The 5,649-nt window shown below is 59.6% G+C and carries 4 protein-coding genes and 1 pseudogene; 1 reads left to right on the plus strand and 4 read right to left on the minus strand.

Annotated features, from left to right (window positions below):
- Positions 1 to 20: 20 nt before the first annotated feature.
- The 4 genes and pseudogenes from SPHV1_RS04190 to SPHV1_RS04205 form a co-directional block, all read right to left on the minus strand.
- Positions 21 to 2,684 (minus strand): annotated as a pseudogene (locus SPHV1_RS04190) (Tn3 family transposase); the annotation flags it as partial.
- Positions 2,685 to 2,775: 91 nt separating this feature from the next.
- Positions 2,776 to 4,194, minus strand: coding sequence for a mercury(II) reductase (gene merA, locus SPHV1_RS04195; RefSeq protein WP_004213247.1), 1,419 nt, complete (start codon positions 4,192 to 4,194; stop codon positions 2,776 to 2,778).
- A gap of 37 nt (positions 4,195 to 4,231) precedes the next feature.
- Positions 4,232 to 4,561 (minus strand): heavy-metal-associated domain-containing protein, encoded by a 330-nt coding sequence (locus tag SPHV1_RS24280; RefSeq protein WP_004213249.1) that lies wholly within the window; start codon positions 4,559 to 4,561, stop codon positions 4,232 to 4,234.
- Between the two features lie 12 nt (positions 4,562 to 4,573).
- Complete coding sequence (locus tag SPHV1_RS04205) at positions 4,574 to 4,969, minus strand: mercuric transporter MerT family protein (protein WP_014072602.1); 396 nt, start codon at positions 4,967 to 4,969, stop codon at positions 4,574 to 4,576.
- A gap of 76 nt (positions 4,970 to 5,045) precedes the next feature.
- Here SPHV1_RS04205 and SPHV1_RS04210 point away from each other — a divergent pair, with 76 nt between their 5' ends.
- Complete coding sequence (locus SPHV1_RS04210) at positions 5,046 to 5,468, plus strand: helix-turn-helix domain-containing protein (RefSeq protein WP_014072603.1); 423 nt, start codon at positions 5,046 to 5,048, stop codon at positions 5,466 to 5,468.
- The last annotated feature ends 181 nt before the right edge of the window (positions 5,469 to 5,649 follow it).

Below are 5,649 nucleotides of genomic sequence, written 5' to 3' on the forward strand. Positions count from 1 at the left end.
CTTCGGGCCGACTGGGCCTAGATGGCGGCGGCAAGCGTGTGCCTCGCCTCGCCTTTGTTGAGACCGGCCTGACAGGCACGTCGCAGTTCCGGTTGTTCAAGCCAATCGAGCGTGAACAAAGTGCGCTCGATACGGCCCAGTTCAGCCAATGCAAAATCCAGCCTGTTCTGGCGTTTGTAGGCGGCAAGTTTTCGCAAGATTACTGACGGCGCCACCGTGCCATCCTTGATTGAGGCGACAATCCTGACGATGTCATCCCAATCGGCCTCGATCGCTGCCGTTTTGATGGTGCGGCCCATCAGATTTTCGATGCCCTTGTATGTCGATGGCGCAGCGATCGAACCCAGCTTGCGGTCGCCAATATCGCGCAGCCGTGGCGCGAAGCGGAACCCGAGTAGGTGGCAGAGTGCGAAAACATGATCGGTGGCGCCGCCGGTATCGGTATAGTGCTCATGCAACGGAAGGTTGCCGGCGCCCAGGACAAGCCCGTCGAGCACGTAAGGCGCTTCACCTGCCGTCGCGGACATGATCCGTGATCCGAATGATGCGAAGTGATCGGAAAGGTGAGAATAGATTTTCACGCCAGGTTCGGCGCCATATTTGGCATTGACGTCCGCCGCCCCTGAACGGCTCCGCCCCGACCGGAAGAACTGGCCATCGGACGACGAACTGGTGCCAGCGCCCCAATGCCGCGCGAAGGGTAATTCGTGATGGGCTGAGATGATCATGGCCAGCGCGGCCTGATAGTTCTCGGGTGAAAGATACCAGTTGTGGGTCCATGCGAGTTGGGCATAGCTGACGCCTTCGCTGGCATTGGCCATCCGCTCCAGCCCGAGGTTGGTGCCATCAGCCAGAATTGCGGCGAGTACCGTGCTGGGGTTGTCGTGCTCCTTGCCTGAGCGCAGGTCACGGAATGCGTTCAAAAAACCAGTGCGTTCGGCGACTTCAAGCAGCAGCTCGGTGATGCGCACGCGGGGAAGCAGGGTATCGAGCTTGCGATCGAGGGCTTCAGCTTCCGGTGGGGTGACAGGCGGCATTTGCTGAAGCTTGAGCCGGTCTCGTTCGAGCGACACTCCCTCAAGCTTGTTTGTTTTCAACTGCTTGGCAAATCGGCGCAGCCGCCAGTCAAGATTTCGTGCCCGGTCAGCGAGGTAGGATGCAGCATTTGAATCGAACGGAAGCACATCCGCCACTTTGGCGGCGTCGCGCCGACCCAGCAAATAGGCATCGAAGCGCTGATAGTTGCGGGTTCCCTCGATCCATACATCACCGGCGCGCAAACGATCACGCAAGGTTGCCATGATCGCAATTTCATAACGTCGGCGGTCGATACGGCCGCTTTCGGTGATGAGACGCTTCCACTGCCGATTGGGGAATGGCAGTGGAACGCCATCGGGAAGGTCGCGCGACTTTCGTGTGTTCGCATCGCGAATGACATCGATGGCTTTGATCAGTGCCGTCCCTGTTCCAGACGCCTTGAAGGTGAAGGCGTCCAGAAATGCCGGGCTGAAACGCCGTAGCGTGGCGTAACGCTCGGTTGCCGTTACCAGTGCGTCCTCGCCGGCAAGATCAGCAAGGGCATCTACTTGGGCCTTTGCCGCAACAAGCCGGTGCCAGCCCACCGCTTCGTCAATCAATTCGAGCGGATCGCCGCCATTCTGGACAGCCTCATCAAGTGCTGTAATCGTGGCGCCAAACAGCCGCATGAGTTGCCCCACCGACTGAATACTATCTTGGTAGCGACGCTCGCGCCCACGCCGCGCGCGCGTGAACATGCCGCCGATAAGTCGGTCAAACATTTGGATCGCGGCATCGGCAAGTCTGGCCTCAAGGTCGATCACTGCGGCCGTCAACGTCGCCCGCCTGCGATTGACGCTGTAATCCGAAAGCAGGAATGCCGGTGCCACGCCGCCCTCGCGGACAAATTGGGCAAAGCGGAATTCCGGAATGGCGCCCCCAACTACCGGGTGGATACCTATGCCGCGAACATAGCGCAGGCGCTCAAGCAAGCCATTGATATTGGCCGCAGTCGGGGCTTCTTCGAAATTACGCAACCACGCCAGCGGTGTCATGCCGAAATCCGGGTTGTTGATTACGAGTTCGTCTAGCCGTGTCAGTTCAGCAGAGCTGAGGCCTTCGACGATTGCGGCTGCGGCAGCTTTGCGTGCGCGTGCCCGGCCAGCAAGACCGGCGCGTTCCAGTGTGTCGCCTGACGGAAGAATGAACCGCTCACCCTTCAGGCCAACCATGAGGGCGCGAACAATCGGTTCACCTCTGTCTGTATACTCGGCGGCTTGCGCGGCAAGATTCAGGGCAAGTGCCAGGTCGCCGCGTCGAAACGGGCGTATGCCAAGATAACGCGCCACGAGATCGGCATGAGCGGTACGGGTTTGCGCGCGCTGACCATATGCAGAGAAGGAGGAAGGATCGACGAATAACTGTGCCGCGAGGTACTGAAGAATGACGTCGGGAAGCCCGATCTCGGGTTGCAGACCAAAGCCGGGATGTCGCATCAAAGCGATTTGTGCAGCCAGACCGAGGCGATTTGCTGGACCATAGCGGCGCCCAACCAATTCAACATCTTCCGCAGAAAGGGTATAATGCCCAATGATCGCGGTTTCTTGGACAGGAGGATCGAACAGGCGCCGGCGCTCGTCTCCGGTCAGAAGTCGGCGTCGTGCCATTTTGCTCTCCCGCTGAGGCGAATAACAAAATTGACACCAAAGCGGCTTGCACTGGAGGGAGGCCATTCGTTGCCGGTTGATCCCCGAGCAATCACCCGGCGCAGCAAGACAGTTTGGCGACATCCTTATCAAACGTTTGGGCCGCCAGTTTGAGGCCTTCCACAGTGGTCAGGTAAGGAAATATCGTTGCACCCAATTCCAGGGTGGTCATGCCGTGTTTGATCGCCAGCACCAGTGTCTGGATCGAATCCGCGCCTTCGGGTGCCATGATCTGGCCGCCCAGCAAACGGTCGTTCGCCTTGTCGGCAATCAGTTTGATGAGACCCCGCGTATCGCGTGCTGCCAGTGCCCTTGGCACAGCATCGAGCGGGAGCAGCGAAACCTTGATGTCCAGGCCTTGCGCCCGTGCTGTCGTTTCAGTGAGGCCGGCGCTGGCGACTTGCGGGTCGGTGAAGACGACGGATGGCATGGAGGAATTGTCGTAGCGGTATTGGTTGCCCGTCACCGCGTTGCGCGCGGCCAGTTTTGCGCCATAGGCGGCCATGTAGACGAACTGGTCCCGTCCCGTTACATCGCCCGCCGCGTAAATGCCTGGAACCGACGTTTCGAGGTGGTCATCGACGACGATTCCACCATTACGGGCAAGCACTATGCCGCGCTCCTCCAGCCCAAGCCCGTCGCTATTGGGTCGGCGTCCGGTGGCGATGAGCACCTGTTCCGCCGCGACGGTGTCACAATGCCCCTCGCAGGTCAATTCGACCCCGCTCTGTGTTTGGGCGATACGCTGATAGCCGACACCTGCGCAAACCCGCACGCCCTCGGCTTCCAAATAGTTTTTCAGCGCGGCACTCACTTCCGGGTCCATTTCGGGGAGCAGGCGGCTTCGGCAGCAGATGGTGACATCAACGCCCAGACGCGAAAACATCTGTCCCAGTTCTACCCCGATCACCCCGCCACCGATCACCAGCAGCGATTTGGGCAAGCGATCCAGCGCCAGCGCCGATGTGCTGGTTAGGTAGGGCACGCTGTCCATCCCCGGAATCGGCGGCACGGCGGCGTGCGCACCCATCGCCAATATGACCTTGCCGACCTTCATGGGCGCATCGCCGACAATCAGCGCACCATCGGCAAAGCGTGCCTTGCCCTCGATATAGCTCACACCGTCATAGGCGGGCAGCAGATCGACATATTTTTTTTGGCGCAGCGTCGTGACAAGATCGTCCTTCGACGCCGCCAATACGGACCAGTCATCCATCTGGACAGCGCCCCCAAGGCCGGGAAAGCGCGCGGCGGCAAGCCCACCATGCACCGCTTCGGCGGCGCGGATCAGCGTCTTGGAAGGAACGCAGCCAACATTGACACAGGTGCCGCCAATCGTGCCGTGACCGACGAGCGCCACTTTCGCGCCCAGATCGGCAGCGGCGATCGCGGCGGAGAACCCGGCAGAACCCGCGCCGATGACGGCCACGTCAAATCCTTCCTGCCCGGGGCGGTTGCAACAGTCGTTCATTGCTTATCGCTTTCTTGAGGCGCTGGCGGCGCCCCGCTCAGTTTTGAATAGCGCGCGCCGGATAACCCGCGTTGGTTGATGCAGCGGCAATCGCAGCAGCATTGGTGCGGCGCGGGTTATAGGTTGCGCGCGCGGTCTTGGCTGCGAAATCGACCGTGACCGCCGTTACCCCGGCGACGCCTTCCATCGCCTTCTTCACGGTGATCGGGCAGGTGGCGCAGGTCATGTTCTCTATGGCAAAGGTGGTTTGCTTCTGAGCGGTTGCGGTAGCCGCGGGGCGATCTTGCGCCGTGCCACTAACTGCATAGGCGACCCCGCCGCCAGCCATAGCCAGCACGGCCATAGCGATACATACTGTCTTTTTCATGGGTATTTCCTTTCAATAGAACCAGGGTGCCCACCAGTCGATGGTGAGCGCCAGGATGGCGACGGCAAGGCCCAGCCACAGCACCGCCTTGGTGGTCCAAGCCGATTGTGGACGAGCGCAGTAGGAACCGTCTTCACAGGGCGGTTTCGGCTTGAAATAGACATGCCAGAAGCCGTAGCCGAGCAGCGCGAGCGTTACGCCTGCGACATAGGGCTTGTAAGGTTCGAGCGCCGTCAGGTTGGCGATCCACGCGCCGGAAATTCCGAGCATAACCAACAGTAGCGGGACGACGCAGCAAGCCGAGGCGAGCCCCGCGCCGATCAATGCGCCCGCCGCAACCCAGTTTGCCTGCTTCGGCTCGTGGTTTTCGGTGAGGGCTGGCTGTCCCGCTTCCGGCGTTGAGACCATGGCTTGAATCCCTTGTTCCAACTGAGTGATTCGCAGTGTAGGCTCTGTAGCCACTACAGACTCAAGAGGTATTTTCATGGAGCAACAGGTCGGCATCTTGCGTGCCCAGCTTGCCCGGAAAACAGGCTGCAATCTCGAAACCATCCGCTATTACGAGAAGGTGGGATTGCTGCCGGGGCCGCCTCGCAGTTCCAACGGCTACCGCGTCTATTCGCCGGAACTGGTGCAAAGGTTGCAGTTCATCCTGCGCGCGCGCGACCTTGGCTATGCAATGGATGAGATACGGTCATTGTTGTCGCTCACCGATACCGGTGCACAAACCTGCGCGGAGGTTATGGCGAGAACCGAACTCCACCTTGAAGATGTCCGCCGCCGCATTGCAGATTTGCAGAAGATAGAGGTGACGCTGGCGACCACGTTAGCCAGATGCACTGGAGATGACGTTGCCGAATGTCCCATCCTGGAAGCACTCCAGTTTTTACCCCATCAAGGCAATTGACGCCATCTTTGAGGGATTTGATTTTGTGATGTCAGCTTGGAGTATAGCCTAACCGGACGTCAGGGCGCTACCGCGGTTTCTGTCAGATTAGGGTACTAAACGGAATTTGTTGACGAATGTCGTTGCGTATCATAGATTTCAACCTGACATTTTGATGGAGAGAGGGCTCTGTTGCAAAGAT

Source organism: Novosphingobium sp. KN65.2 (assembly GCF_001368935.1).
In the GTDB taxonomy this organism is placed as follows: domain Bacteria; phylum Pseudomonadota; class Alphaproteobacteria; order Sphingomonadales; family Sphingomonadaceae; genus Novosphingobium; species Novosphingobium mathurense.